We start from the raw sequence: 25720 nt of genomic DNA, 5'->3' as shown, positions 1-25720 counted from the left end.
AGGCAGCGATCATGACTGACATCCCCACCCGCACCGTCTTCTTCGTCTCCGACGGCACCGGCATCACGGCCGAAACCCTTGGCCACAGCCTGCTTGCGCAGTTTCCGGAGGGCCGCTTCCGGCAGGTGCGCGCACCTTTCGTCGACGACATCGACAAGGCCATCGACTGCGCAGCCCAGATCCGTGAAGCCGCGGCGAGCGACGGCGTACGTCCGATCGTGTTCAGCACGCTGGTGAACGAAGACACGGTTGCTGCGTTGCACAACGCCGATGCGCTATTTCTTGATCTGTTCGACCGCTTCATCGGCCCGCTCGAAACCGAACTCGGCCAGCGCTCGACGCACGCGGTCGGGCGTTTCCACGGCATCGCCGACAGCATCAACTACAAGCACCGCATCGAGGCGATCAACTTCGCCATGGCCCACGACGACGGCGTCTCGAACAACGGCGAACTGGAAGAAGCCGACGTGATCCTGGTCGGCGTTTCCCGCTCCGGCAAGACGCCGACCAGCCTCTACCTGGCCATGCAGTTCGGCGTCAAGGCCGCCAACTACCCGCTGATTCCCGAAGACTTCGAGCGCAACAAGCTGCCCGGCGAACTGCACAAGTACCGCCGCAAGCTCTTCGGCCTCACCATCGCCGCCGAACGCCTGTCGCAGATCCGCCAGGAGCGCCGCCCCAACAGCCGCTATGCCTCGCTGGAGAACTGCCGCTACGAGATCGACGCCGCACAGAAGCTGATGCGCCGCGAAAACATCCGCTGGCTAGACTCGACCACCAAGTCGATCGAAGAGATCTCGGCCACCATCCTGCAGACCGTGCGCGTCGAACGCCCAGTGTTCTGAAGCGCAGTATCGAGCCGCCGGCGGCGGCCTCCGCTTATTCGGTTAGAATGTGGTCCTCGCGCCTGCCACCCGAAACGGGCGCCATCGCAAGAAGCAACAGGACTGCACAATGAAAAGAACGCGCATCAAGCGCCGCGGCGGCCTCGGACGCATCGCTGAACAACTGACGTGGCTCGCAAACGGCCTTGCCGAATCGAGCAGCCGTATCGAGGACAGCTACTGGGAGCAGCAGTTGAGTGCCGCGCTGGACGAGCACCTCGAGAACAACGAAGAAGAAGCGCTCAACATCGCCCTGGACCACCTCTACAGCACCGAAGCGCGCGCCTACGACGAACTGGCCGATTTCATCGAATCGCGCGCCGAATGCGCCACCGGCGCTTTCGCCGACCAGGACGTCGTGCTCATCGCCGCCCCCGTTCTTGCCTGGTCGCGCTACCGCATCCCGGCGGTCGCCGTGCCTTCGGCCGTGCTCGCCAACCTGCGCGTCCATTTCCAAGCCCACGTCCTTGCCCAGGACGCCCGCCTCGCCGTCGCCAACTTCCTGTTCAGCCCCGACCAACTGCCCCAGGGCTATTGCGCCACGGCGGAATTCGCCAAGATGCTCGGCTCCGCGGCGATGAACAATTCGGACCTTCGCATCGACACCGAAGGCATGCCGGACACCGCGCAGTTCCTGTCCGACACCCGCTACCTGCTCGCCGCCGCTGCGGTGCCCCGCGGCAAGCCGGTTTTCCGCTGGCAGGAAAGGGACGGCAGCCGCGACGGGGCGCGCGAACAATGGCGCATCCAGGGCGGCGCCTGTCTGGCCCCCCTGCTGCCGGGCTGTGCGGTCGACCTCGTGCTGCCCGAACCTTATTTCGCCGCCAGCCGCGCCGCCGACAAGGACAGCCGCCCGTACTCGGTGCGCGCCTCGGTCGCCTACCTGGGAACGGCGCTCGAAGTCCCCGCCTCCAACCTGCGTGCCGTCATCGCGCCGTTCTGGGACCGTGACCTCGAGGAATACCGCATCGGCTTCAGCGTGCGCGGCAGCGAGCAGGTCGTGCATGGGGTGGTCTGGCCCCTGCTCGGCGCCGAAGACGACAGCACCGACATTCCCAGCCAGATCGAAGCAGTGCTGCGCGAATGCGGCCTCACCGACATCATCCACCTCGACCACCAGTTCCCGCTCGAATACTGCGACGACTGCGGGGCGCCGATGTACCCCTCCGCCGAAGGCGAAGCCGTGCATGCCGAAATGCCGGAAGAGCAGATGGAACAAATGCCCCGCCATCTGCACTAAACGTCATCCCAACTACCCTATCCCAGTCACTGACAGAGAGATCGGAAAGCATGAGCAAGATCGACAAGAGCGACGCCGAATGGCGCGCCCAGCTTACCGACGAGCAGTACCGGGTGACGCGCCGCAAGGGAACCGAGCGCGCATTCACCGGGCAGTACTGGGATGCCTGGGACAAGGGCGCCTACAACTGTGTGTGCTGTGGCGCCCCGCTGTTCCGCTCGGAGCACAAGTTCGACGCAGGCTGCGGCTGGCCCAGCTTCTGGACCGCGGCAGAACCCGACAACGTCGCCACCGCGGCCGATCACAGCCACTACATGGTGCGCACCGAAGTGCTCTGCAGCCAGTGCGGCGCCCATCTCGGCCACGTCTTCGACGACGGCCCGCAGCCGACCGGGCTACGCTACTGCATCAACTCGGCGTCGATCGAGCTGAAGAAGGACGCGGAAACACCCTCCTCATAGGAGCGGCTTTAGCCGGGGCGCCTGGCTGCGAATGCAGGACGAGGGCCTGTGCTTCCGCTGTTGCGCCCCATCTCGGCTAAGGCCGCGCCTGCGAGAAGCCGAATTCAAGAACATAAAAAACCCGCGCTGCCCTGAGGCAAGCGCGGGTTTTTTGTGGGTGGAAGCAACGCTTACACGCGTTCCCACACCGTGGTGATGCCCTGGCCGCCGCCGATGCACATCGTGGCCACGCCATAGCGGCCATTGACGCGGATCAGCTCGTGCAGCAGCTTGGTGATGATCACCGAGCCGGTCGCGCCCACCGGGTGGCCCAGCGAGATGGCGCCGCCGTTCGGGTTGACCTTGCTGGTATCCAGGCCCAGACCACGGTTGACCGTGATCGACTGCGCCGCGAAGGCTTCGTTGGATTCGATCACGTCGATCTGGTCCAGCGTCAGGCCGGCGCGCTGCAGCGCGAGCTTGGTGGCGGGGATCGGACCTTCGCCCATCACTTCGTTCGGCACACCGGCGATGGCGTAGGACACCAGGCGGGCGATCGGCTTGTGACCGGCGGATGCCGCCTTGGCAGCGTCGGCCAGCACCAGGAAGGCGGCAGCGTCGTTGATGCCCGACGCGTTGCCGGCCGTCACCGAACCGTCCTTCTTGAAAGCCGGCTTCATCTTGGCCAGCGCTTCCATGGTGGTCATGCGCGGATGCTCGTCGGTATCGAACACCACGGTGCCCTTGCGGGTTTCGAAGGTGATCGGGACGATCTGGCTCTTGAAACGGCCTTCGGCGATGGCCGCGGCAGCACGCTTCTGCGATTCCAGCGCAAAGGCGTCCTGGTCCTCGCGGCTGATGCCGTGCTTGGTGCACAGGTTTTCGGCAGTGACACCCATGTGGCCGACACCGAAGGGGTCGGTCAGCACCGCGACCATGGCGTCGATCGCCTTGGTATCACCCATGCGCGCACCGCTGCGCAGGGCCGGCAGCAGGTAAGCGCCGCGCGACATCACTTCGACACCGCCACCGATGGCGTAGTCGGCATCACCCAGCATGATCGCCTGGGCCGAGTTGACGATTGCCTGCTGGGCCGAACCACACAGACGGCTCACCTGGAACGCGACCGAATCCATCGACATGCCGGCATTGACGGTGGCGACGCGCGACACGTAAGCATAGCGGGCATCGGTCGGAATGACATGGCCGACGGAAGCGAACGAAACCGCCTTCGGGTCCACACCGGCACGCGCGATCGCTTCCTTGATCACCACTGCGCCGAGATCGGACGGCTCCATGTCCTTCAGCGAGCCACCAAAACCGCCGACAGCGGAACGAACAGCGCTCAGAACAACGACTTCACGATTTGCCATGCACACTCCCTCCTATGGGTTCGAAAAATTATCCACCCACCCAGCCGGCCAAACCGACCAGGACAAGCAGAAACAAGCATACCAGTAGTGCCCGCCAGATCAGGCCCACCGTACTTTGCATGTAATCGGCACTCGCCTCGTCGCCCTGCCCCAGTTCGGGCCGATCGACGATGCCGCCGGACTCATGGACAGGCATGCCGAGTCTGACGCCCAGCGCACCCGCACCACTTGCAAGCAGTATAGCCGACGACTTGTCCGGCCACAGCACTGCCTGAGTGCGCCAGCAATAGATGGCGCCCTCGAAATCACCCACGACCGAAAACGACGCCGCCGTCAGCCGCGCCGGCAGCCAGTCGATCAGCTCGAAGCCGCGCCGTGCGAACCGGCCGGAATCATCGGACGCCGCCTGCGCGCCGCGCGCCCACTCATCGACAAAGAACCTCGCCAGCCTGTACATCACCGCACCGCTCGGCCCCGGCAGGATCACGAACCAGAAGGCGACGCCGAACAAGCTGCGATGCGTGCTCACCAGCGCCTGCTCGATGGCGAGCCGGGCCACCTCGCTGGCATCCGCCCCGCCACAGTCACGCCCCCGCCAATCGGCCAGCAAGGCCCGCGCACGATCGAGCTCGCCCATGCGCAAGGCCAGATGGATTTCGGAAAAGAAACGGTTCTCGTGGCGAAAGCCCATCGCCAGCAGCAGCACGACGACATTGAACGCAAACGCGAACACCGGATGCAGTTCCCACAGCAGATAGTGCAGCACCGCCGTCAGCAGCGTACCCAGCACCACGACGCCCACCCAGACCAGGCGGCGATGCCCGCCCTGGCCATCGCCGAAACGCTCGAGCAGGCTCCCGGACAGGGAGCGCAAGGGCTGGATTACCCAGCGGTCGACAGGAATCGGACGAATCTGCTCGATGAGCAGCGCAATGATCAGGGCGAAAAGAGTCATGCCGGGCTACTGTGGAAACGCAATCAGAATATCGCCAAGATACCACAGGGCCCGAAGGCGCCACGATGGCGCCTTCACCGGTACATCATGCAGGTTCAGACCCGGCCGCCCTTCCCGGACAGCAGGCGGTACAGGGACATGATGATGCCCGCCGTCGCGCCCCAGATGTAGTAATCCTTGTAGGGCATGGCGTGGAACTGGCGCTCCCGCCCTTCGTGCATCAAGCTGTGGCGCAGATGATTGGCCGGGTCGAGAAAATGCGCCAGCGGCACTTCGAAAGCCTCGGCCACCTCGAAGGTATCCAGTTGCAGTTCGAAGGGAGGGTGCACCACCCCCACCACCGGCGTCACGCGGAAACCCGTGCCTGTGTAGTAATCGGGCAAGGCGCCGAGCAGCTCGACATGGCTGCGGTCCAGGCCGATCTCCTCTTCCGTTTCGCGCAGCGCCGTCTCGACCGGCGAAGCGTCCTGTGCTTCGACCCGCCCGCCCGGAAAGCTGATCTGGCCCGGGTGGTGGTGAAGGTGGTCGGTGCGCCTGGTGAGGAGCAGCGCGGGCGCAGACTGCCCGGCAACCACCGGGACCAGTACCGCCGCGGGGCGATGACGCTGGCCATCCATCGTCTCGGGCCAATCCCCTCCCGGCCGTCCCGGCGCCTGCTGCAGAATCGTGCGCAGACGATCCAGCGGCGCGGGCCAGATTTCGGGCGCCGCGTGTTGCCCCAGACTCACCTCATCCTCCCATCGATCAATAACGCCGTTCCAGTATCAGGCGGTTCCCTTCCCGGCTCATCTGCATGCGGTTCAGGAAGCTCATGCCCAGCAGGACCACCGGCATGTCACCCTCGTGGATGGCCGCATCCACGCCCGCCAGTTCGATGCCACCGAGACGTACCGAGTTCAGCTTGACGATCCATATCGGCGCCACGCCATTGGCCGTCTGGCTGTAGGCTTGCCGCCCCTGGCGGAAATCGATCCCCGCCCGCCTGGCATCGGCTGCCCCCATGGACACCGCAGTCGCACCAGTATCGACCAAAAACCGCATCGACGCACCATTGACGCTGCCCTGCGCAAGGAAATGCCCCTGGCTGTCGCCCTCGATCATCACCCGCTGGGCCGTGCCCTCCGACGCCGCGCTGACCACCCGCTCGCCCAGCCGCAGCGTCTGGCGCACGCCGCCGATTTCCACCACCGCCGAATCCGTCCCGACCGAAACGAGCCGCATGCCATCGGCCGTCGCCTGCCCAACACGCAGCGTGTGCAGGCGGTCATCGTCGGTGACGATCACGGCCCGGCTGCCGAACACGCCGGACAGGCCGACGCCGGCGGCCTGGGCGGCATTCGAAGCCAGGCAAACTCCAAACGCCAGCACCGGTGCCATCAGGCGCGCTACTTCAAACGAGGCAAGGTTCATTCGTCGATCGCTTCACGCCATACCGCGCGCTTGCCCTGGAAGCCCTCCTCGGTGCTCTCCCAAGGCGGCTGAGGCGCACGCTCGGGTGTCGGATTATCCCCTTTCACGATCGAGACGACCGGCTCACCGTCTACATAGACGACATTGATACCCACGATCGGCGAACTGAAACGTGTCGACACCCAGCCAAGGGACGGCAACTGCGCCCCGGTCCGGTAGTTGATGAAGTTCAGCCAACTGTACCCACCCGGCTCGCAGGCCGTCGTGCTCGGCACCGTCGTCGGTACGATGAGCACGCCGCGCACCAGCATGGAGGCAACGTTCTGTCGCTCTCCGGAGTCCGGCAGATCGACGTACCATCCTCGAGCACTGGTCGGCACCGGATTATTGGTACCTGTTCGCTGCGCATCGGGTGTCTCGGTCAATACCTGCTCCACAAGCGAATTGCGCGGGTTGACCAGTGTCGCGCTCGCATCGTCATCCTTGATGCCATACAGGGATTGAAGCTGACGATTGCTGAGATCGCTCACCTCCAGATACTTGCCCGTGCCGATGAAGATCATGCGCTTGCCATTGACCTTGCCCAGGGTCGGACGCGTGGTGACGGGCTGGGGTTCGGTCGCCGCCTCATCCCCGTAAAGCCGTGCGAATCTGAACGGATTCTCCCCGCTGACCTGCCCCCTGTTCAGGTCGAAACGCCAGACATTGCCGAGCAGATCGCCGCCATAGGCATAGCCCGCGGTATTGTTGCGATTCTGGTCGTCCGTCCACACGGCAATCCGGGCAAGACCGCTGGGGGTCGATGCGCTTCCCACCCCCGTGCCGATCTTGCGCACCACCGCACCGGTCCACGCATCGAGCACGTACATGAAACCCTTGCCGGGGTTGGAACCATCGATGTTGTTGTAGCCCGACGTCAGCACCGCAACCCACTGGCCATCCGCGAGCTTGGTCACGATCGGCTCGCCAAAGCTGTAGCCGAGGTCGTTGTCGTCCTCGGTCGTGAACTCCCACAACAAGGCTGGCGAATTCGGGTTTGTGACGTCCAGAGCATAGTAGCCTCGCCCGCCGCCGTTGAGGCCGCCGATCAGGACCGTCTTCCAGACCGCTGAGCCTGCATTCGTGCAGTTGCTCGTGCAGATGTCCCATACCGTGGGCGCACCGTTCACGTAGTAGCGATGCAAGGCACTATAGTTCTGGTCGGCCAGCAGCCACATGTTCGGGATGACCGTGCTGGGCACGAAGGCCCAACGCTCGCTGAGATTCTCCGCATTGAAAGCGTGCAGCATCCCGTCGTTCGAGCCGACGTAGACCGTGCCGCCCCGCGACTCCTGCGCAGCCTTGAAGGCAGTAAAGCCAGGGTCGGCGTAGTTGAAATTCGGCTTCTGCACATAAATCGGCGTGGATTCGACGAGATCGCCCAGTACCGCATCGCGCGCGCGGAACACTTGCCGCTCCACCACATTGCTGCTGCGCATCTCGAAACCGTGCTGACCCCGGAGATAATTCACCAGGTTGGGACCAGTCGCCTGCGCCCGTTGCGCCGTCGTCAACTCGCCCCATTGGCTCAACGCCGATGCGCTGAAATACGCCTGCTGAGAGGGCGTGAGGTTGTCATAGGTGAAACTCACCAAGCCATCGCTCCCGCTCGTGTAAATGATCCGGGTATCCGCCTCCGCATCCACCTTGCTTGCCATCGTGCCCGCGCAGGAACCGAATTCCGACGTCACGCTCTCGGCACAATGCAATGGCTCGCGCCCGACCTCCCCCGTGGTGAGATCGATCTCACGCGCTTCGAGATTGCCCGTCCACTTTTCGGTCGTGAAACTGGCGACATAGGCAAAATTGTTTCCCGCCACCGGCGAAAGCGTGCTCGTTGCCGCTGCCGCACCCGCACCGACCTTGACCCTGATCTCCCTGAGCGCATCACGCAGGCCGCTTGCGAGCTCCGCCGGGTTCCCCGCACTGAAGTAAGTGCCCCGGCCATTCACCGCGGCGTGCCACATGTCATCGACCGCGCTGGGTTTATCTGCCTGCGGAACCGGCCAGTTTGCTTGCGGCGTGCCCAAACCCTTCAGGATGTTATAGTAATCGCCGGATTCGGCGGTCTTGTAGTCGCTCTGATAGCGCAGTTCTCCATCCACACCCAGGCCGAGCGTGAAGGTGGTCATGTGCTGCTTCGAATTATTGTCCTCGCCGCTGGTGAAGACGTTGTTCGTGCAGACGTTTTCGCCAGAAAGCGCCCCCGTACAATTGCCCAGCGCAGACGTCCTCAAATCCGTCTCATAGTAGTATTTCGCCACATCGGCCAGGCTTCCCGAACTTGCCGTCGGCCCTTCGTAATACGGGCGAGGCGTTCCGGAGCCATCTTCGTTGCCGATGGCCGAACCCGCCAGATCCACCCCTCCGTTCCCGTTCCAGTAGCCGTCCGAAGTCAGCAAGGCAAAATTCTGCTGGCAGGAATACTGGACTGGATCGGCGCCTGTGGTACCGCTCCCCTTGCCCGCGTATATCCGTCCGACATCCGACAAAGCCCGACGCAAGGGCGTGCCGCCGCTGGGCCTGGCATCGAACAACTTGCCATACCAGCCTGCCTTATGGTCGCCTGTAAAGTTGGCGATCTTGAGGTTGACGCTGTTGTTGTTGTTCAGCGAGCGAAATCCCACGCGGTAGGTGCTGTCGATCGTGACGAAGGTCCGGCTGACCGAGGTCTTCATCGCCTGCATCCGTGTCCTGTACCAGGCGAACCAGTTGGCGAAATTGCGCAACTCTTCCGCATAAGTGCAACTCGGCGCCGCCGCGCAGTCGCTGCGCTGGCCGCGATCCAGCAGGATGACGCCTTCGGCGTTGACGATATTGCCGTAGCTCATGCCCGGCACGATGTCGATGCGCGTGAACGTGCCGGGGACGAATGCCATTGCGCTGGCGGTGACCCCGCCGCTGAAGCTCATGCGCGCTGAATTCGCCCAGGAGGCGCCAAGCATGGAAGCTACAAGGCTTTGCCCGTTATACGACCCATCGGGCGCCGTGACAGCCATGTTCGCAGTGCCGCTGCGCGCCGCCGAAAATCCATTGGAAATCCGGTCCGCGATTGCATCCGCAAGGCCGCGGTTCCGGGTGCTGGTATCATTGCTCGCGTTGCAGTACTTCAGTGATTCGCTCAGCAGTTCGATGCCGCCAACGCGAATACTGCTGACCGTGACGACATTTGTTTTTCCGTCGCAGACGCTTCCAGTACCTGTCGCATTGCTTCTCGCAACGCCACTCACGCCGAAAACTCCCGTACTGCTCGGCACGGCCGAAACGGCCGAACTCGTCACGACGGTAGGGTATCTCGGGTAATTGTAGGTAGCATTCTGCGTCGCACGGCAATCCGTCAGGTTCGCATTCCGGCACCAGCGCAACTTTGCCGGCACACGATGCGTCGCAGTCGGAGCATCGGCCTCCACGCAATCGACAAGGCTGTTGTCCGAACAATATTCGGCAGGCAGCATCACGTAATAGAAAGGCCCTGTCGGCCGTTCTTCGACACTCGGCGAATCGACGGGCCCGACTGCAAATCGTGCTGTACCGCCAGTGGCTCTCACCGCTCTCAGCCAGGTATATGATTTTCCGCCGACCACGCCGGGCAAGACATAATCACCATTGCGGAGGCAATCGCCATAGCTGGAATCCGTGCACCACTCGACATCCGGATAGTTGCTGGTCAGACTCAGTGTGTCCGTTCGCTGGATGCCGTAGCCATCCAGCGGCACCGAACCGGTGCCCGCATAGTCCGTGGCCTCGTCGCCGTCGTCTTTCTGAGGCGGCCGATAAGTGACTGTCGGGTCGTAATAGTTCTTGTTGAAACCAGAGGCATAAAAAGGCGGCATGCCTCTATGGACGGTCAAGGATGTCGGTTGGCAGGCCCCGCTATCTCCTCTCGCAGTGCCGCCCTGGGTCCCGGTCGCCTCCCGGCAGCAGCGATAATTGGTGCCGGTCGAATTCGTTCCCTTGCAGTATGTGCCATCCGTCACCAGGTCAGGCATGAACTCCCAATCCATACTGCCCGAATCGTCGAGGATGAACATCAGATTGGGCTTTACTTCGGTCGTGGCCGCATTCGTCAGCGGCGTCCTCGCCAGGTCGACGACATCCGCCTTTGCCATTTGAGGCATGATCAAGCCGGCAGCGATGCCTGCCAGGAATGTGAACGCACGCAGAGTCATGTTTCTCATGATGTGCTCTCAATAAACAAAAGCTTGAACATAGCTGACCGTATTGCGCGGCCCATCGACCCGGGCCGTGATGCGATACACCGGACTGGCAAGGCCATCGTTTCCCAGGTCGGAGCGATCGGGGCTGACGCTCTGGCTGTAGCCTTCCGCCGCGCCTTCGATCAGCAGGCAGATATCGACGGTCGGCACCCCTGGCTCGGAGCACATGCGCTGGATGACATAGCGGATACGGTTGCCTGACAGGTCGACGCCGTTGGTGATGCCCGTTCCAGTGGCAACACGCGTCGTCACGCCTCCTGCTGCCCAAGTTTCGCCAAGCAGTGGATCGAACCCGCCGGATGTCGCGTAATAGGCATTAGGCACACTGTTGGCGTCAAAGATATCCGGCGCGACGGAATTCATCCATTCGATCGCCGTTTCCACGCCGTTGTCCGCTGCGAGGGTCGCAGCCTGTTTCAGGGAGACATTGCCCGCGACGATGATGTTGGTGTCGACCGAACGCACCAGCGCCAGCGCCGCAAGCGCCAGGGTGACGAGCGCAATCAGGGTGATCAGCAGGACAACGCCCCGCTGCCGGTATGGCCCAGGGTGGGCCGGATGCAATTCTCTCTTCGGCATCACATCGCCCCTTTCGCCCAGACCACGTTGCGCAGGGGAACGATCGTCTCGAAAACCCTGTAGCGATAATGATCCCAGTCGGCAGTGCCGGAGAGGTCGATGGCCGGAGCGGGCGAGTCGAAGCCGCCCAGGCTTTCATCCTGCCAGGCGCACACCCCGGTCGGTGGATCGACCGCCTGGTTGCAGGCTTGCGAAACCGGCTCTGGATCGCGCAAGGGGCTTCGCGCGACGATCGCCACCCGCACGGCCTTGATCCGCTTTCGCCGATCGGTGTTGCCCAGATTGGCCCAGTCTCCGGTCGCGTCGACCCACTGCTGGATTGCAGAATCCCCAGCGGAATCCGAAATCCCGTACTGGGCCTGCATACTGACGATGCCGGTGGCAATCTCCTGTTCATTGCGCCGGAGGCGACCATCGACAACGTCGAATGTCACTTCACGATATTGGCCAAGACACGACGCAAACCACGGCGAATCACCCGGCGCGGGCAGGCTGCCGGAAGGCAACGGCGGTTCGAGATCGCTGTAGCCATCCGCATCGAGGGTGATCTCCGTGGTGTTGGTCTCAGGAGCCGGCAAATCCTCGACTGAAAGCAGATAGCAGGTATCGCCGCCGTTCGACATGATCAGGGTGTCGCCCACCCGGCAGCCGAGATTGCTACTGACCGAAAGCACGTCGCCATCGCGCCGGGTGATCTGGGTGGCGATGCCACCGGACATCGACCCGCCATAGCGCACCGTGATCGTATCGTTTGCAGCACCATCCCCGTTCGCGATCACGACCGGCACCGTGCTGAAACCGCCGGTCGTCGCGCTGCCGTTGAGCGAAGTCGTGCAATTGAGCAAATTGGCCCCCCGGTGAAAGAGCGCGAATCCGTAGCCCGCCAACTGTGTTTCCCGCAGCACGGCCTGCAGCGCCAGGGCGCCGTTCGTCTGGGTATCGGCCGTGCCGGTAGTGATGCGCTTCTGCCCTTCGAAGCTGCCGAACACCTGCATGACGACCAGCAAGGCCAGCAGCCCCACGACCATGCCGACCATGATCTCCACCAACGTGAAGCCGTGGTGGGAATGCCTTGTTTTCCACATCGGACGATTCATGATCATTCATCCCACTCCATGACCCGCGCATCGATCGTCACGTTGTTGAATCGCGGGATCTCGCCTGAAACCTGTTTGAGATGCTCCTCCTCACTCACGCCCCAGGTCACGGTCACCCTGAGCGTGCCGGTCCCTGCCAGCGATGACACCGTCGAATATCCCGAGGGAAGAAGATTCGGGTCTATTTCCTGCGACGTTTCTTCCTCGACCAGATCGATTCTCACGACGCCGGACGGATTCGCCCAGAATCTGCCGATCTTCTGCTGGGCGATGTAGGTGGCCGTGCTGCGGAACTGAGCCTCGGTCGTGTTCGTGACCATGTTGGCCTGGATGCCGATCAGGCCGAGCACCGCGATCGAGAAGATCAGCAGGGAGATCAGGGCTTCGAGCAGCGCCATTCCATCCTGCAGCTTGCGCGATACCCGGCGGCGAAAACGAGCACGTGCCATATTCCGCTCCTTCATGGGCAAGCCCGCAGATCGGTCGAGCCCGCCGGGAAGCTGGCTTCGCAAATCCGGATGCTTCCGCTTGGAGTCACGATGATGCGCAATTCCCGGCTTTCAGCGGCATCGAGCGCGGAAGTATCGACCAGAAGCTCGATGTTTCCGGCCGGCTCCCGCACCCGGCCCGCGGCGTTGAATACCACAGGCACAGCGCCCTCTTCGATCTCGACCGTCACTGCGGCGGACGAGCCTTCAGCACCGCTGCGGCTCTGGATCGTGTTCGCATCGTCAGGGTTCGGGCAGGCATCAGCGGGGTCGGGCTGGATGCACACTGCCCAGGCTCCACCCGCCCCCGCATCGCGCAAGTCGAACTGGATCGGACGGTTGCGCTGGATCGCCTCGACACGCGCGATCTGCAGGCCGTTCTGGATCGACTCGGCCGCCGTGCGGACCTTGCCGTTCTGTATCCACGTACGAAAGCTCGGTACGGCAATCCCCAGCAGCACGGAGAGAATCGCGATGCCGATCATCAATTCGATGAGGGTGACGCCTCTGGCGTCGCGGCGCAGGTTCAGCATCCGCCCCCCGATCCGGTGACCCAGCAGTTTGCGTTCGCTGTCCAACCGGAAGGAACGGCAGTCGTGCGCTTCCTGTTGTTCTGATCGATGGTGAATACGAAGCCTCCGGTCCCCTGGCCGGCTTTCCCCGTGGCGGTTATGGTGTAGGTCTGCGACCATGCGTCGTTGCCCGGGTCGCAGGCGTAATCGAAGAAGCGCTGATCGCCGATTGCGGCAAGCCTGGCCGGCGCCACCCCGCATACGCCGGCAGCACCGTTGTAGCGTCGGTTGTCCTGAAAATAGCGCTCCATGTGCACACGCATTTCCGACAGATTGGCACGTGGCTCGGCGAGCTTGCCCTTAAGGACGTAGGTGCTGTATTGCGGTATCGCCACCGCCGCCAGGATGCCGACGATGACGACCACGATCATCATCTCGATCAACGTGAAACCCTGGTTCTTTCCCATGATGTTGTCCCTTCTACCTAGCATTACAGTATTCCCTTCCGCCCCTCCCTGCCCGGACTGGAAGACGAACGGAGCGGAAAACGGGATCAGTGGCATTTGGTGTGTGCTTCCAGAAAAGGAAGGGCCGGACCGCGCAATGGCAAAGTCCGGCCCTTGATTCAGAATCGCCTCGCAGCCTTGGCAGGCCGATCAGTGGAAAGGACACGCGAGCTGGTGATCCGACCGCAGATATGAAGGCCTCAAGCCCAGGTATCCACCACCCCGCCCGCCGCACTGCCCACCGCCGATGCCGGTGGCTGTGCCGGCGCCGGAACCGCCTGCAGCAACTGCAAGGCGCTCTCCGCCTGCATGTCCAGCGCCATCTTCAGCACCTTGACCGAAGCTTCGGCCTGGACTCTGGCGGCAGCATTGGCGCTGGCCGCGGCGGCGATGGAAGAGACGTCCATGATCTGTACTCCAAAACATTTGTGGTGCCGGCCGGGATGCGGCATGGCGCGCTTCAAGCGATAACGGCCGCAAATGCGGCCGCTTGAGGGTAGTTTGCGGGCTGCTCCCGCTCCACCGGAGATTAGTCGCGGAAGTTGCCGTACTGCAGCGGGAAATCCGTGATCTGCTTCTTGACCAGCGCGATCGCTTCCTGCAGCACGTCGCGTTTGGCACCGGACACGCGCACCGCATCGCCCTGGATCGCGGCCTGCACCTTCAGCTTGCTGTCCTTCAGCAGCTTGACGAGCTTCTTGGCCAGATCCTGATCGACGCCGACGCGGACCTTCACTTCCTGCTTGACCTTGTTGCCGGAAATCTTCTGCACGTCGCCGTAGTCCAGGCAGCGCACGTCGACGTTCTTCTTCGTCATCTCGGGCAGCAGGATGGTCTTGATCTGGTCGAGCTGGAAATCACTGTCGCCGTAGAGGGTCAGCAGCTTGTCGGCCTGCTCGATATTTGCGCTGGTGCCCTTGAAGTCGTGGCGGCCGGCGATCTTGCGGTTGGCCTGCTCGACGGCATTGCGCAGCGAGGGCTGGTCGACTTCGGACATGATGTCGAATGAAGGCATTGTCTTTTCTCCTGCCGGAACGGCCCTGCGCTCAACCGTAGTGGCAGATGTAGTGGAAGGGCTCGCCCGACACTTCGATGTCGAAGCTGGAATCGGCCGGCACGTCGAAGGATTCGCCCGCGCCGTAGGTCTTCCACTCCTCGCTGCCCTTCAGGCGCACGCGGCAGCTGCCGCCCACGCATTCCATGACTTCGGGCGCGCCGGTGCCGAAGGTCAGCGTGGCCGGCAGGACGACGCCGACCGACTTCCTGGTGCCGTCGGCGAACTGGATGCCGTGGCTGACGCACTTGCCGTCGAAATAGACGTTGGCCTTGGTGGTGACGGCGACGCCGTCGATCTTTTCGGTGATGCTCATGGAAATGCTTTCCTCATTCGATGCCGAGCAGCTTCTGGATGATGCCCTTGGCGACGAAGCCGACGAAGCCGACGCCGAGGCCGATGAACATCCACATCATGCCGTACTTGCCGGCTTTCGATTCCTTGCCCAGGTTCCAGATGATGAACATCATGTACAGGATCAGCGCCCCAAGGCCGAGCTTGAGTGACCAATCCTCGAACTCGGCCATGGTCAGGCCGAAGATCAGTATGTCGTCCATCATCCGTCTCCCGAATCAGCGCGCTCCGAAAACCGGGCTCAGCCCTGCCGTCTGGTCTTCGCGTTCGCCGCGATGCGCATGCGCAGCGCGTTGAGGCGGATGAAGCCGTGCGCGTCCTTCTGGTTGTAGGCGCCCTGGTCGTCCTCGAAGGTGGCGATGGTCGGATCGAACAACGAATCGGTCTTCGAGTCGCGGCCGGTGACGATGACGTTGCCCTTGTACAGCTTGACCCGCACCCAGCCATTGACGGTCTGCTGGGTCTGGTCGATCAGCGCCTGCATGGCCTGGCGCTCGGGGCTCCACCAGTAGCCGTTGTAGATCACACTGGCGTAGCGCGGCATCAGGTCGTCCTTGAGGTGGGCGACTTCGCGGTCGAGCGTGATCGACTCGATGGCACGGTGGGCCTTCAGCAGGATGGTGCCGCCCGGGGTTTCGTAGCAGCCGCGGCTCTTCATGCCGACGTAGCGGTTCTCCACCAGGTCGAGGCGGCCGATGCCGTGCTTGCCGCCCAGCTCGTTGAGCTTGGCGAGCAGTTCGTGCGGCTTCATGCGGGTGCCGTTGATGGCGACCAGGTCGCCCTTCTCGAACTCCAGGTCGAGATATTCAGCGGCGTCCGGAGCCGCTTCGGGCGACACCGTCCAGCGCCACATCGATTCCTCGGCTTCGGCCGCCGGGTCTTCGAGGTGGCGGCCCTCGTAGGAGATGTGCAGCAGGTTGGCGTCCATCGAGTACGGCGAACCGCCCTGCTTGTGCTTCATCTCGATCGGGATGCCGTTCTTCTCGGCGTAGGCCAGCAGCTTCTCGCGCGACAGCAGGTCCCATTCGCGCCACGGCGCGATGACCTTCACGTTCGGCATCAGCGCGTAATAACCCAGTTCGAAGCGGACCTGGTCGTTGCCCTTGCCGGTGGCACCGTGCGACACCGCGTCGGCGCCGGTCTCGCGGGCGATCTCGATCTGGCGCTTGGAGATCAGCGGGCGGGCGATCGAGGTGCCGAGCAGGTATTCGCCTTCATAGACGGTGTTGGCGCGGAACATCGGGAAGACGAAGTCGCGCACGAACTCTTCGCGCAGGTCGTCGATGAAGATGTTCTCGGGCTTGATGCCGAACTGCAGCGCCTTGGTACGCGCGGGCTCGAGCTCCTCGCCCTGGCCGAGGTCGGCGGTGAAGGTGACCACTTCGCACTGGTAGGTGTCCTGCAGCCACTTCAGGATGACCGAAGTGTCCAGCCCGCCCGAGTAGGCGAGCACTGCTTTCTTGACGTCGCTCATGCTGTTTTCCTGTTTCCTGCTGTGTTGCCGGCGCGCACGCCCGTGCGAGCCTCGTTGTTTTTTTGCGGTTTACCTGGGCTCCACGCGGCCGAGCATCAGGTATTCCATCAGCGCCTTCTGCGCATGCAGGCGGTTTTCGGCCTCGTCCCAGACCACCGACTGCGGCCCGTCGATGACTTCGGCGGTGACTTCCTCGCCGCGATGGGCCGGCAGGCAGTGCATGAAGAGGGCGTCCTTGGCAGCGACCGACATCATCTCGGCATCGACGCACCAGTCGGCGAAAGCCTTCATGCGCGCTTCGTTCTCTGCCTCGAAGCCCATCGAGGTCCACACGTCGGTGGTGACCAGGTGCGCACCGCGGCAGGCGTCCACCGGGTCGGCGAACTGCTCGAAATTGTCGGTGCCGTACAGCCCTGCCCGCTCGGGCTCGACTTCGTAGCCCGGCGGCGTCGACACATGGACGTTGAAGCCCAGGATCTCGGCGGCCTGCAGCCAGGTGTTGCACATGTTGTTGCTGTCGCCGATCCAGGCCACGGTCTTGCCCTCGATCGAGCCGCGATGCTCGATGTAGGTGAAGATGTCGGCCAGGATCTGGCAGGGATGGTATTCGTTGGTCAGCCCGTTGATGACCGGCACGCGCGAGTTGGCGGCGAAGCGCTCGACCATCTCCTGCTCGAAGGTGCGGATCATCACCAGGTCGCTCATGCGCGAGATGACCTGGGCCGCGTCCTCCACCGGTTCGCCGCGGCCGAGCTGCGAGTCGCGCGTGTTCAGGTAGATCGCCGAGCCGCCGAGCTGCTGCACGCCGGCCTCGAAGGACAGGCGGGTGCGGGTGCTGGCCTTCTCGAAGATCATCACCAGCGTGCGGTCGAACATCGGGTGGTAGGGTTCGTAGCGCTTGAACTTGTCCTTGATCCACTTCGCCCGCTCGAAGAGGTAGTCGTACTCCTCGCGGGTGAAGTCCTTGAACTGAAGGTAGTGCTTGATCGAACTCATCGGCATTCCTCAGCCGTTCGCGAGGAAATCGCGAATCATCGGCGCCAGCATCGACACCAGGGCCCTGGCATCCTCGGCGCTGAAGGTCAGCGCCGGCAGCAGGCGCACCACGCGCTCGGCAGTGACGCTGAGCAGCAGGCCTTGTTCGGCCGCACGCGCCATCAGCGGACCGCAGGGGCGGTCGAGTTCGATGCCGATCATCAGGCCGCGGCCGCGGATGTCGACCACGCCGGCGGCACCGTCCAGTGCTTCGGCCAGGCCCTTGCGGATCTGGTCGCCGATGGCGACGGCCTGTTCCATCAGGCCATCATCGACGATGGTGTCGAAGGTGGCGAGACCGGCTGCGCAGGCCAGCGGATTGCCGCCGAAGGTCGAGCCGTGGTTGCCCGGGCCGAACAGCCCCTTGGCACGGCCGGAGGTCACGCAGGCGCCGATCGGCACGCCGGAGGCCAGCCCCTTGGCCAGGGTCATCACGTCGGGCTTGGTACCGGCATGCTGCCAGCCGTACCACTTGCCGGTGCGCCCCATGCCGCACTGCACTTCGTCGCAGATCATCAGCCAGCCCTTGTCGTCGCACAGGGCACGCAGCTCGCGCTGGAAAGTCTCGTCGGCGACATTGACGCCGCCTTCGCCCTGGATCATCTCCAGCATCACGGCAACGACGTTGTTGTCGTGCGCGGCGATCTTGCGGATGGCCTCGATGTCCTTGTAGGGCACGCGGATGAAGCCCTGCACCAGCGGCTCGAAGCCGGCCTGCGTCTTGCGGTTGCCGGTGGCCGACAGCGTGGCCATGGTGCGGCCGTGGAAGGCGTTTTCCATCACGATGATGTGCGGCAGCGCGACGCCCTTCTTGTTGCCGTACATGCGCGCCAGCTTGATCGCCGCCTCGTTGGCCTCACAGCCCGAGTTGCAGAAGAACACCTCGTCCATGCCCGAGGTCTCGGCGATGCGGTCGGCGAGCTGCTCCTGCAGCGGAATGCCGTACAGGTTGGAAGTATGGATCAGCCTGCCGGCCTGCTCGGCAATCGCCTCGACCAGGCGCGGATGGTTGTGGCCCAGCGTATTGACGGCAATGCCGGACAAGGCATCGAGATAGCGCTTGCCAGTCTCGTCATACATCCAGGCGCCTTCCCCGTGCGTGAATGCGACGGGCAGCCTGGCGTAGGTGTTCATGACATGGGACATCGGAACCTCGATCGGAACGAAGCTGAAAACGCGCACGGCGGCAGGTGCCGCCGTGCAGAAATGAAGCGGAATCTTAAGCCAAAACCGCCGGCCCTGTACAGGCGCCGCCGACGGCGGCCGATATCACGCGGTACGCCGCCGATGGCGACATTCTGCTAGAATGCGCCGCGCTTTGGGCGCCGCCCGCAGGACGGCGTACCGGGCGCACCATCTCTGCCGCCAGGGCGCATACATGACTCACAAGATCGAAAATTTCATCATCGTCGGCATCACCAATGACGGGAAGAAATTCCGCCCGAGCGACTGGGCCGATCGCCTGTGCGGCGTCATGTCGGCCTTCGGCGCCGACAACCGCATGACCTACTCGCCCTATGTCCGCCCCGGCTGCACGCTGAAGGGCGACAAGACCGTACTGGTCGATGCCGGCCTCTACGACGTCGAACCGATGGCGTACAACTTCATGATCAATTTCGCCAAGGACAACGACCTGCAGATCGACTGGGTCGGCGACACGCCGCTTTGAAGGCTGTGCCGCACTGAAAACAAAAAGGCGACCCGCGGGTCGCCTTTTGCCTGCTGCGGCCTTGGCCGCAGCAAAGATCATGCACCGGTCAGGCGGCCATCGACTTGATGGCGGCGGACAGGCGGCTCTTGTGGCGAGCGGCCTTGTTCTTGTGGATGATCTTCTTGTCGGCGATGCTGTCGATGGTGCTCATCGAGGTGCGAAAGACCGACTGAGCCGCCGACTTGTCGCCACCCACGATGGCCTTGCGCACGGCCTTGATCGCGGTACGCAGGCGGGAACGAAGGCTGGCGTTGTGGGCGCGAGACTTGACTGCCTGGCGGGCGCGCTTGCGAGCTTGTGCCGAGTTGGCCATAAATTTGATTCCGTTGATGAATGGTTCTGGAAAGCCCGCGATTCTATCCGCCAATCAAACGCAACGCAAGCATGGTCGACAAGCCGGCACCACTGTTCCGGCTTACAGTTGCCAGGGCACCCGGCTATCATGCGGGCCTCGCCCCGCCATGAATCCGTTTTCCCGCCATAAATGAATCTGCTTCGCGCCCTCGCCACCATCAGCGGCATGACGCTGCTGTCCCGCATCCTCGGCTTCGTGCGCGACCTCGTCATCGCCCGCGCCTTCGGTGCCGGCATGGCCACCGACGCATTCTTCGTCGCCTTCCGCCTGCCCAACCTGTTGCGGCGCATGTTCGCCGAAGGCGCATTCTCGCAGGCTTTCGTGCCCATCCTGGCCGAATACAAGAACCGGCAAGGCCCGGAGGCCACGCATACCCTGGTCAGCCGGGTCGCCACCATACTCGGCCTCGTGGTCGCCCTCGTCGCCGCCCTGGGCGCGCTGGCCGCACCCTTGATCATCTATATCTCGGCGCCCGGCTTCTCGGGCGACCCCGGCAAGTTCGAATTGACGGTCGAACTCACCCGCATCACCTTCCCCTACATCTTCTTCATGTCGCTGGTGGCGCTGGCCGGCGGCGTGCTCAACACCTGGAGCCGTTTCGCGATTCCGGCCTTCACGCCGGTGCTGCTGAACCTCGCCTTCATCGGCATGGCGCTGTTCGCCGTGCCCTATTTCGACCCGCCGGTGCTGGCGCTGGCCTGGGCGGTATTCATCGGCGGCCTGCTGCAGCTCGCGCTGCAGATCCGGCCGCTGCGCAAGATCGGCATGCTGCCGCGCTTCGACCTCGACCTGTCGGACCCCGGCGTGCGCCGCGTCCTGAAGCTGATGGCGCCGGCCATCCTCGGCGTCTCGGTCAGCCAGATCTCGCTGCTGATCAACACCATCTTCGCCTCCTTCCTCGAAAGCGGCAGCGTGTCCTGGCTGTACTACGCCGACCGCCTGATGGAGTTCCCCGCCGGCCTGCTGGGCGTGGCGCTGGGGACGATCCTGCTGCCCAGCCTGTCCAAGCTGCACGCCGACGAGAAGGCGGGCGAGTTCTCGTCGCTGCTCGACTGGGGGCTGCGCCTGACCCTGATGCTGACCCTGCCCGCCGCCCTGGGCCTGGCGCTGCTGGCGGTGCCGCTGGTGGCGACGCTGTTCAACTATGGCGCGTTCGGCGCCGGCGACGTGATGCAGACGCGCAGCGCGCTGGTGGCCTACAGCGTCGGCCTCACCGGCCTGATCCTGGTGAAAGTGCTGGCGCCCGGCTTCTACGCCCGCCAGGACATCCGCACGCCGGTCAAGATCGCCATCGTCACGCTGATCGCCACCCAGCTGATGAACCTCGCCTTCATCGTGCCGCTGCGCCATGCCGGGCTAGCGCTGTCGATCGGGCTGGCGTCCTGCCTCAACGCCGGCCTGCTCTACCACGGCCTGCGCAAGCGCGGCGTCTATGTACCGCAAGCCGGCTGGGGCCTGTTCGCGCTGAAGCTGCTGGCCGCGCTGGCGGTGATGGGCGCGGTGCTGTGGTTCGGCATGGGCGCGGAAACGCTGTGGGTCGAGATCGGCGGGCTGGAACGCGGCCTGCGCCTGGCAGCCGTGGTGCTTGCCGGCGCCGCGGCCTATTTCGCCACGCTGTTCGTACTCGGCTTCCGCCTGCGCGACTTCCGCCGCCGCGGCGCCGCCTGAGAAATGCGCAACAGCGAACGACGAGGCATGCCATGAAGCTCTACTACGCCGACCACTTCGTGCTGCCGCTGCCGGAAGGCCACCGCTTTCCGATGGAGAAGTATTCGCGCCTGCGCGCCCGCCTGCTGGCCTGCGACGAGTTCGACGAGGCCGATTTCGTCGTGCCCGCCGCCGCCAGCGACGAGGAAATCCTGCGTGCGCACGACGCCGGCTATCTGGCGCGCGTCGTCGCCGGCACGCTGGATGCGGCAGAAGTCCGCCGCATCGGCTTTCCGTGGACGGCGGCGATGGTCGAGCGTTCTCGCCGCTCGGCCGGCGCCACGCTCGCCGCCTGCCGCAGCGCCCTAGCGGGCGATAGCGGCAGCGCCTGCGCCGCCAACCTGGCGGGCGGCACGCACCACGCCCACCGCGACTTCGGCTCCGGCTTCTGCGTTTTCAACGACGCCGCGATCGCCGCGCTGGCGATGCGCGCCGAAGGCCGGGTGCGGCGCGTGGCGATCATCGACTGCGACGTGCATCAGGGCGACGGCACCGCCGCCATCCTCGCCGGCGAGCCGGAAGTCTTCACCTGCAGCCTGCACGGCGCGAAGAATTTCCCCTTCCGCAAGCAGACCAGCGACCTCGACGTCGAACTGCCCGACGACACCGGCGACGCCACCTACCTGGCGGTACTGGACCAGGCACTGGCAACGACCTTCGCCCGCGCCCGCCCCGAACTCGTGATCTACCTCGCCGGCGCCGACCCCTATGCCGGCGACCGCCTCGGCCGCCTGGCCCTGAGCCTCGACGGCCTGCGGATGCGCGACGAACGCGTGCTCGGCGCCTGCCGCGATGCCGGCGTGCCGGTGGCGGTCGCGATGGCCGGCGGCTACGCCGAGCCGATCGACGACACCGTCAGCATCCACTTCAACACCGTGACCACCGCCGCCCGCCTGCTGCGCGATGGCCGCTGAACGGCAGCCTCCGCAGGCAAGCGGGATGCTGCTGATCGGCGTCGATTTCACCTCTGCGCCACGCCGGGCCAAGCCGATCACTGCCGCTTTCGGCCACCTCGCGGGCGAGGTGACCGAACCGAGGGTCGAACTGACCGGCCTGGAAGCCTTCGACGACTGGCCCGCTTTCGAAGCCCTACTCGCCCGCCCCGGTCCCTGGCTCGGCGCCTTCGATTTCCCCTTCGGCCTGCCGCGCGAAGCGGTCGTCGATCTCGGCTGGCCGCAAAGCTGGCCCGAGCTCGTCCGCCACTGTACCGCCCTCGGCAAGGCCGGCTTCCGCGCCGCACTCGACGCCTACCGTGAATCGCGCCCTATTGGCCGACGCTACGCCCACCGCGCCACCGACCTGCCGGCACGCTCGCACAGCCCGCTGAAGCTGGTGAATCCGCCGGTCGGGCTGATGTTCCTCGAAGGCGCCCCACGCCTGCTCGCCGCCGGCGCCACGCTGCCCGGCCTGCACGCCGGCGACCCGCAACGGATCGCCGTGGAAGCCTATCCCGGCCTGCTCGCGCGCAGCATCACCGGCGACTCCTACAAGAGCGACGAAAAACGCAAGCAGACGCCCGAACGCCGCAATGCCCGCAAGTGCATCGTCGCCGCTCTTGGCAGAGGCCACCTGGCGGGCGGCCTGCAACTTCAGCTTTCCCCATCGCAGGCCGGCAGCCTGATCGACGATGCCAGCGGCGACCGCCTCGATGCCGCGCTTGCACTGATGCAGGCAGCAGCCTGCGCACGGGCCAGCACGCCCGATTACGGCCTGCCGGCACAGATCGATCCGCTGGAAGGCTGGATTGCCGGCGTCTGATCCCGCATCCGCGAACGACCCGGTGCACATCGGCCTCAGCACCTGCGCCCGAAGGCCGGCCGGGCTAAACTTGCCAACCAGCTTCTTCCTTTCACCAAACGGCTCTCGATGAAACCCCTGCTTCCCGAATGGCTCCACCCCTGGCTCGAATTCATCACGCTCGGCCTGCAGCTCATGCTGGTCCTGCTCGCCGCCTGGGTGCTGAACATGCTGGTCCGGCGCATCGTCCGCCGCCTGGGCGAGCGCTACAACCTGCCGCCCGAGCTGACTCTCATCGTTCGCCGCAGCATCGCCTTCATCATCTATGCCGGCGCGCTACTGACGATCCTGGACCGCTTCGGCGTGTCCGGCACGGTGCTGTGGACCGCCTTCACCGGCTTTGCCGCAGTCGCGGCCGTGGCCTTCTTCGCCGCCTGGAGCGTGCTGTCCAACATCTTCTGCACGCTGCTGATCTTCACCACCCGGCCCTTCCGCCTCCACGACCACATCGAGGTGATCGAGAACGGCGAAAAACCCGGCCTGAAGGGCCAGGTGACCGACATCAACCTGATCTTCACCACGCTGCACGAACGCCTGCCCGACGGCAGCGACACCATGCTGCACGTCCCCAACAGCCTGTTCTTCCAGCGCGCGATCCGCCGCTGGCGCAGCCTGCCGCCGCTTTGAGCCAGGCTGTCCGGCGGACGTGATCAGGCCTTGCGCACGAACTCCGACTTCAGCTTCATCGCGCCGATGCCGTCGATCTTGCAGTCGATGTCGTGGTCACCGTCGATCAGGCGGATGTTCTTGACCTTGGTGCCGACCTTCACCACCAGCGACGAACCCTTCACCTTCAGGTCCTTGATCACGGTGACGCTGTCGCCGTCCTGCAGCACGTTGCCGTTGGCGTCCTTGAACACCTTTTCGGCTTCACCCGCTTCCTCGGCGGCTTGCGGCCACTCGTGCGCGCATTCGGGGCAGACGTAGTTGATGCCGTCCTCGTAGGTGTATTCGGAGCTGCATTCGGGGCACTTGGGCAGACTGCTCATGCTTCCTTCCTTTATTCGATCGTGATCCGCATCGACGGCGCCGGCAGGCCCCGGCGCTTGCGCTCGGCCTCGATCAGCCTGGCGATGTCGGTGTTGCGGTTCTGCAGCGCCCACGCGTCGGCGGACAGGCCGGCGTCGTTCAGCGCATTCAGGTCGGTCTCCGGCACTGCGAGCAGGCGGCGCACCACCTTGATATGGCCGTTGCGGGCGGCGAGCATCAGCGGTGTGGCGAGGTTCGGTGCCCGGGCATTGACGTCCGCGCCGGCGGCGAACAGCGCATCGAGCATGGATTCGCGGCCTTCGAAGGCGGCGTAGTGCAGCGGCGCCCAGCCGTCGTGATTCACTTTGGCACCGGCCTTCAGCAGCACGCGGACGACGTCGTCGTAGCCGCCCAGCACCGCCAGCATCAGCGCCGAATCGCCGCTGGGACTTTGCTGGTCGATCGACACGCCGCGCTGCAGCAAGGCTTCGACCGTAGCAGCCTGGCCTTCGCGCGCAGCGAGGATCAGCAGGGAGTTGCCGCTGGCATCGACGCTGTTCGGATCGATGCCGCCGTCGATCAGCCTGGTCAGGCCTTTCGCATCGCCCAGCACGGCGGCGTTGCGCGCATCGTCGAAGGTGCCGGCCGCATGTACGCTTAGGCTGAGGGTGGCAATGGCGGCCGCGGCGAGCAGGCGGCGGAGCGGATGCTTGCGATTCTGGCGCAGGGAGGTTTCAGGCAGGTCTTTGTGCATGATGGAAGAGTCGGAAGAAGTTGTCGGTACAGGCCTGTTCGATGCGGGCCAGCGGTTCGTCGCGCAGGCGGGCGATCTCCTCGGCGACATGCACGACCCAGGCGGGTTCGTTGGTCCTGCCACGATGCGGCACCGGCGCCAGATAGGGGGCGTCGGTCTCGATCAGCAGGCGGTCGAGCGGCACGCGGCGGGCGACCTCCTTCAGCTCCTTGGCATTGCGGAAGGTGACGATGCCGGAGAAGGAGATGTAGAAGCCCAGCTCGAGCGCGGCGTCGGCCACGTCCTGGCTTTCGGTGAAGCAGTGCATGACGCCGCCGGCTTCACCGGCCTTTTCCTCGCGCATCAGCCGCAGCGTATCTTCTGCCGCACTGCGGGTGTGGATGACGAGCGGCTTGCCGGTTTCGCGCGCGGCGCGGATGTGGGTGCGGAAACGTTCGCGCTGCCATTCGGGCGCGTCCTTCTGCCAGTAGTAGTCCAGGCCGGTCTCGCCGATGGCGACCACCTTGGGGTGGTCGGCCAGCGCGACCAGGCGGTCGACGTCGGGTTCGTCGCAGTCGGCATTGTCGGGATGCACGCCCACCGAAGCCCACAGCTGCGGGTGCCGCTCGGCCAGCCCGCGCACCTGCGGAAAATCCTCGAGCTTGACGCTGATGCACAGTGCGGTGCCGACGTCGTTGGCCGCCATGTTGGCGAGCACTTCGTCCTCGCGGGCGATCAAGTCGGGAAAATCGAGATGGCAGTGGGAATCGACGAACATCGGGAAAACCGGA

The 25720-nt window shown here is 64.4% G+C and carries 29 protein-coding genes; 8 read left to right on the top strand and 21 right to left on the bottom strand.

What is annotated here, in order from left to right; genetic code table 11:
• The first annotated feature begins 11 nt into the window (after nt 1-11).
• The 3 genes from ppsR (at nt 12) to msrB (ending at nt 2585) form a co-directional block, all read left to right on the top strand.
• The gene (ppsR, locus tag NX068_RS10740) at nt 12-845 is read left to right on the top strand and encodes a posphoenolpyruvate synthetase regulatory kinase/phosphorylase PpsR (protein ID WP_263461264.1); all 834 of its coding nucleotides are present in this window, start codon (nt 12-14) and stop codon (nt 843-845) included.
• A 109-nt stretch (nt 846-954) separates the two neighbouring features.
• Nucleotides 955-2124: a DUF2863 family protein gene (locus NX068_RS10735; RefSeq protein WP_263461263.1), complete on the top strand. Its 1170-nt coding sequence runs from the start codon at nt 955-957 to the stop codon at nt 2122-2124.
• Nucleotides 2125-2174: 50 nt separating this feature from the next.
• Nucleotides 2175-2585 (top strand): peptide-methionine (R)-S-oxide reductase MsrB, encoded by a 411-nt coding sequence (gene msrB / locus NX068_RS10730; RefSeq protein WP_263461262.1) that lies wholly within the window; start codon nt 2175-2177, stop codon nt 2583-2585.
• 170 nt (nt 2586-2755) lie between these two features.
• Here the strand turns inward: msrB and NX068_RS10725 are convergent, their stop codons facing one another.
• From NX068_RS10725 to NX068_RS10645, 17 genes are all read right to left on the bottom strand, one after another.
• Nucleotides 2756-3937, bottom strand: coding sequence for an acetyl-CoA C-acyltransferase family protein (locus tag NX068_RS10725; RefSeq protein ID WP_263461261.1), 1182 nt, complete (start codon nt 3935-3937; stop codon nt 2756-2758).
• A gap of 28 nt (nt 3938-3965) precedes the next feature.
• Nucleotides 3966-4892 carry a CobD/CbiB family protein gene (locus NX068_RS10720; RefSeq protein ID WP_263461260.1) on the bottom strand — a complete coding sequence of 309 codons (927 nt, stop codon included), beginning with the start codon at nt 4890-4892 and terminating at the stop codon, nt 3966-3968.
• 95 nt (nt 4893-4987) lie between these two features.
• On the bottom strand, nt 4988-5509 hold the full coding sequence (locus NX068_RS10715) for a CoA pyrophosphatase (protein ID WP_263461298.1): 522 nt from the start codon (nt 5507-5509) through the stop codon (nt 4988-4990).
• A 127-nt stretch (nt 5510-5636) separates the two neighbouring features.
• Entirely contained in the window at nt 5637-6302 is a 666-nt protein-coding gene (locus NX068_RS10710; RefSeq protein WP_263461259.1) for a TIGR02281 family clan AA aspartic protease, read from the bottom strand.
• Complete coding sequence (locus NX068_RS10705; protein ID WP_263461258.1) at nt 6299-10519, bottom strand: pilus assembly protein; 4221 nt, start codon at nt 10517-10519, stop codon at nt 6299-6301. Before NX068_RS10705 ends, NX068_RS10710 begins: the two co-directional genes overlap by 4 nt.
• A 9-nt stretch (nt 10520-10528) precedes the next feature.
• On the bottom strand, nt 10529-11137 hold the full coding sequence (locus tag NX068_RS10700) for a pilus assembly PilX family protein (protein ID WP_263461257.1): 609 nt from the start codon (nt 11135-11137) through the stop codon (nt 10529-10531).
• Nucleotides 11137-12240, bottom strand: a complete 1104-nt coding sequence (locus tag NX068_RS10695) for a PilW family protein (protein ID WP_263461256.1) — start codon at nt 12238-12240, stop codon at nt 11137-11139. Before NX068_RS10695 ends, NX068_RS10700 begins: the two co-directional genes overlap by 1 nt.
• A complete protein-coding gene (locus tag NX068_RS10690) occupies nt 12237-12683 on the bottom strand; it encodes a type IV pilus modification PilV family protein (protein ID WP_263461255.1) in 447 nt (148 codons plus the stop codon). The genes NX068_RS10695 and NX068_RS10690 overlap by 4 nt, the downstream gene beginning before the upstream one ends.
• An 11-nt stretch (nt 12684-12694) precedes the next feature.
• Nucleotides 12695-13255, bottom strand: a complete 561-nt coding sequence (locus NX068_RS10685; protein ID WP_263461254.1) for a GspH/FimT family pseudopilin — start codon at nt 13253-13255, stop codon at nt 12695-12697.
• The gene (locus tag NX068_RS10680; protein ID WP_263461253.1) at nt 13249-13701 is read right to left on the bottom strand and encodes a type IV pilin protein; all 453 of its coding nucleotides are present in this window, start codon (nt 13699-13701) and stop codon (nt 13249-13251) included. The genes NX068_RS10685 and NX068_RS10680 overlap by 7 nt, the downstream gene beginning before the upstream one ends.
• A 239-nt stretch (nt 13702-13940) precedes the next feature.
• Nucleotides 13941-14147, bottom strand: a complete 207-nt coding sequence (locus NX068_RS10675) for a putative motility protein (RefSeq protein ID WP_263461252.1) — start codon at nt 14145-14147, stop codon at nt 13941-13943.
• A gap of 122 nt (nt 14148-14269) precedes the next feature.
• Nucleotides 14270-14755 carry a YajQ family cyclic di-GMP-binding protein gene (locus NX068_RS10670; RefSeq protein WP_263461251.1) on the bottom strand — a complete coding sequence of 162 codons (486 nt, stop codon included), beginning with the start codon at nt 14753-14755 and terminating at the stop codon, nt 14270-14272.
• A 31-nt stretch (nt 14756-14786) separates the two neighbouring features.
• A complete protein-coding gene (gene ppnP, locus NX068_RS10665) occupies nt 14787-15110 on the bottom strand; it encodes a pyrimidine/purine nucleoside phosphorylase (protein WP_263461250.1) in 324 nt (107 codons plus the stop codon).
• A 13-nt stretch (nt 15111-15123) separates the two neighbouring features.
• Nucleotides 15124-15354 (bottom strand): DUF2788 domain-containing protein, encoded by a 231-nt coding sequence (locus NX068_RS10660; protein WP_068636541.1) that lies wholly within the window; start codon nt 15352-15354, stop codon nt 15124-15126.
• Between the two features lie 35 nt (nt 15355-15389).
• Entirely contained in the window at nt 15390-16622 is a 1233-nt protein-coding gene (locus tag NX068_RS10655; RefSeq protein ID WP_263461249.1) for an argininosuccinate synthase, read from the bottom strand.
• A 69-nt stretch (nt 16623-16691) separates the two neighbouring features.
• Nucleotides 16692-17618: an ornithine carbamoyltransferase gene (gene argF, locus NX068_RS10650; RefSeq protein ID WP_263461248.1), complete on the bottom strand. Its 927-nt coding sequence runs from the start codon at nt 17616-17618 to the stop codon at nt 16692-16694.
• A 9-nt stretch (nt 17619-17627) separates the two neighbouring features.
• The gene (locus NX068_RS10645; RefSeq protein ID WP_263461247.1) at nt 17628-18803 is read right to left on the bottom strand and encodes an aspartate aminotransferase family protein; all 1176 of its coding nucleotides are present in this window, start codon (nt 18801-18803) and stop codon (nt 17628-17630) included.
• Between the two features lie 232 nt (nt 18804-19035).
• Here NX068_RS10645 and NX068_RS10640 point away from each other — a divergent pair, with 232 nt between their 5' ends.
• A complete protein-coding gene (locus tag NX068_RS10640) occupies nt 19036-19326 on the top strand; it encodes a DUF3579 domain-containing protein (protein WP_263461246.1) in 291 nt (96 codons plus the stop codon).
• Between the two features lie 88 nt (nt 19327-19414).
• Here NX068_RS10640 and rpsT read toward each other — a convergent pair whose 3' ends face one another.
• Nucleotides 19415-19681 (bottom strand): 30S ribosomal protein S20, encoded by a 267-nt coding sequence (gene rpsT / locus NX068_RS10635; RefSeq protein WP_068636544.1) that lies wholly within the window; start codon nt 19679-19681, stop codon nt 19415-19417.
• Nucleotides 19682-19852: 171 nt separating this feature from the next.
• On the opposite strand from rpsT, the gene murJ reads away from it, so the two are divergent.
• From murJ to NX068_RS10615, 4 genes are all read left to right on the top strand, one after another.
• Nucleotides 19853-21391 carry a murein biosynthesis integral membrane protein MurJ gene (gene murJ / locus NX068_RS10630; protein WP_263461245.1) on the top strand — a complete coding sequence of 513 codons (1539 nt, stop codon included), beginning with the start codon at nt 19853-19855 and terminating at the stop codon, nt 21389-21391.
• A gap of 32 nt (nt 21392-21423) precedes the next feature.
• Nucleotides 21424-22344 carry a histone deacetylase family protein gene (locus NX068_RS10625; protein ID WP_263461244.1) on the top strand — a complete coding sequence of 307 codons (921 nt, stop codon included), beginning with the start codon at nt 21424-21426 and terminating at the stop codon, nt 22342-22344.
• 25 nt (nt 22345-22369) lie between these two features.
• On the top strand, nt 22370-23188 hold the full coding sequence (locus NX068_RS10620) for a DUF429 domain-containing protein (protein WP_263461243.1): 819 nt from the start codon (nt 22370-22372) through the stop codon (nt 23186-23188).
• Between the two features lie 108 nt (nt 23189-23296).
• Nucleotides 23297-23854 (top strand): mechanosensitive ion channel family protein, encoded by a 558-nt coding sequence (locus NX068_RS10615; protein WP_263461242.1) that lies wholly within the window; start codon nt 23297-23299, stop codon nt 23852-23854.
• 23 nt (nt 23855-23877) lie between these two features.
• Here NX068_RS10615 and NX068_RS10610 read toward each other — a convergent pair whose 3' ends face one another.
• The 3 genes from NX068_RS10610 to NX068_RS10600 are packed head-to-tail and all read right to left on the bottom strand — an operon-like array spanning nt 23878 to nt 25707.
• On the bottom strand, nt 23878-24216 hold the full coding sequence (locus NX068_RS10610; RefSeq protein WP_068636552.1) for a zinc ribbon domain-containing protein YjdM: 339 nt from the start codon (nt 24214-24216) through the stop codon (nt 23878-23880).
• An 11-nt stretch (nt 24217-24227) separates the two neighbouring features.
• Complete coding sequence (locus NX068_RS10605) at nt 24228-24950, bottom strand: ankyrin repeat domain-containing protein (protein ID WP_263461241.1); 723 nt, start codon at nt 24948-24950, stop codon at nt 24228-24230.
• Nucleotides 24931-25707, bottom strand: coding sequence for a TatD family hydrolase (locus NX068_RS10600; protein WP_263461240.1), 777 nt, complete (start codon nt 25705-25707; stop codon nt 24931-24933). The genes NX068_RS10605 and NX068_RS10600 overlap by 20 nt, the downstream gene beginning before the upstream one ends.
• Nucleotides 25708-25720 lie beyond the last annotated feature (13 nt).

This window comes from Thauera carbonicopians (genome assembly GCF_025699485.1).
In the GTDB taxonomy this organism is placed as follows: domain Bacteria; phylum Pseudomonadota; class Gammaproteobacteria; order Burkholderiales; family Rhodocyclaceae; genus Thauera.
This window is presented reverse-complemented; position numbering and strand designations above follow the sequence as displayed.